The organism is Streptomyces sp. SBT349, assembly GCF_001083795.1.
In the GTDB taxonomy this organism is placed as follows: Bacteria; Actinomycetota; Actinomycetes; order Streptomycetales; family Streptomycetaceae; genus Streptomyces.
In genome coordinates, this window is sequence record NZ_LAVK01000615.1 from 1 (window position 1) to 1,890 (window position 1,890).

Consider the following 1,890-nt stretch of genomic DNA (forward strand, 5'->3'; position numbering starts at 1 on the left):
TGTTGTTTTCACAAAGAAGAGCGCGCCATCAGTTTTCCCCCTGAGTCGGGGGGGCTGGAAGGTGTTAAAAAGAGACACCCCCCGCACCCGGCTCATCCACTGGGCCGAGGACCACCTGACGGGCCCCTGGCCGGCGCTGCCGCCCGACGGCTTCGCGGCCTTCGGGCTGCGCGGGGACCGGGTCCACTACGAAGGCCCGCACTTCGCCCGCCGCTCCCGGCTGGCCGCGGCCGTGGTGCTCACCCTGCTCCGCGGCCCCGGCGCCGCCACCGGCCAACTCGCCGAGGGCGTCCGCGAGCTGTGCTCCGAGCCGACCTGGTGCGTTCCCGCGCACGAACGGTCCACCGGGCCCGGCGGCCTCCCCGCGCCCGACCCCGAGCGGCCCACCGTCGACCTGTTCGCCGCCGAGACCGCAGGGCTGCTGGCGTTCACCTCGCTGCTCGCCGGCGAGGAACTGCCCGCGGCGGAACGGGAGCTGCTCACCGCCGAGGTCCGCCACCGGGTCCTCGCCCCCTACCGCGAGCGCGACGACTGGGGCTGGCTCGGCCTGCGGGGCGAGCCCATGAACAACTGGACCCCCTGGATCCTCTCCAACATCCTCCCCGCCTCCCTCCTCCTGGAGGAGGACCGCGACGCCCTCGCCACCGGCGTCGGCCGCGCCGTCGCCGCCCTGGACCGTTACCTCCGCGTCGTGCCCGAGGACGGCGGCTGCGACGAGGGCATCCACTACTGGTGGCGCGCCGCCGCCTCCTTCTTCGAGTGCCTGGAGCACCTGGCCTCCGCCACCGGCCAGGAGGACGCGTTCCGGCTGCCCGTCGTCGCCAACATGGCCCGTTACCCGGTGGCCGCCCACATCGGCGGCGACTGGTACGTCAACTTCGCCGACGGCCGCCCGGTGCTGCGCGCCGCCGAGCCCGGTCTGCTCTTCCGCTACGGCGTGCGCACCGGCGACGCCGACGTCACCGCCCAGGCCGCCGCCATGCCCGCCGCCACCGACCTGGACGCCCCCGACCACTCCCTGGCCCGCCTCGTCACCCCGCTGCTCGACGGCGACTGGCACCGCGCCCGCGCCGCCGCCCCCCACGCCCCGCTGCCCCGGCAGACCTGGCTGCCGGACACCGAGGTGCTGACCGCCCGGGAGCACGCGGGCGACCCGCGCGGCCTCTTCCTCGCCGCCAAGGCGGGCCACAACGACGAATCGCACAACCACAACGACGTGGGCTCGTTCATCATCGGCCTCCACGGCCGCCCCGTCGTGATCGACCTGGGCGTGGGCACCTACGACGCGAAGACCTTCGGCCCGGACCGCTACCAGATCTGGACCATGCGCTCCGCCTGGCACAACCTGCCGCTCGTCGACTCCCACGAGCAGGCCGCGGGCCGCCACCACACCGCGGCCGACGTCCGCACCCTGCTCTCCGCGACCGTGGCCACCCTCACCCTCGACCTCGCCGGGGCCTGGCCGCAGGAGGCGGGCATCCGCTCCTGGCGGCGCGAACTCACCCTGGCCCGCGGCGCCAAGCCGGCCACCATCACCGTCCGCGACGACTGGCACCTCGCCGAACCGCCGGACGCCCTCGCCCTCCACCTGGTCACCACCGACCCCGTGACGGTCGACCAGGAGGCCGGAACGCTGCTGCTCGGCCCGGCGGGACACCGGGTCGCCGTCCGGTTCGACGCCACGGCGTTCCGCGCCGAGACGGAGGAACGCCCCACGCGCGACGCCAAGCTGCACGCCGTCTGGGGCCCCACCGTCCACCGCATCCGCCTGAGCGCCCTCGCCCCCGCCCCGGCCGGCGCCACGGTCCTCACCTTCCAGCCCGTCAAGGACTGACCCGGACCGCCACCCGAGCGGGACGAGAGGGGCGGGAGCGCCCCCCAGCGCACCCG

General features: G+C 75.2%; 1 protein-coding gene. It reads left to right on the forward strand.

All coding sequences use genetic code 11. From position 1 onward, the window contains the following. The first annotated feature begins 61 nt into the window (after positions 1-61). Positions 62-1,834, forward strand: a complete 1,773-nt coding sequence (locus ADY01_RS35210; protein ID WP_049580919.1) for a heparinase II/III domain-containing protein — start codon at positions 62-64, stop codon at positions 1,832-1,834. The last annotated feature ends 56 nt before the right edge of the window (positions 1,835-1,890 follow it).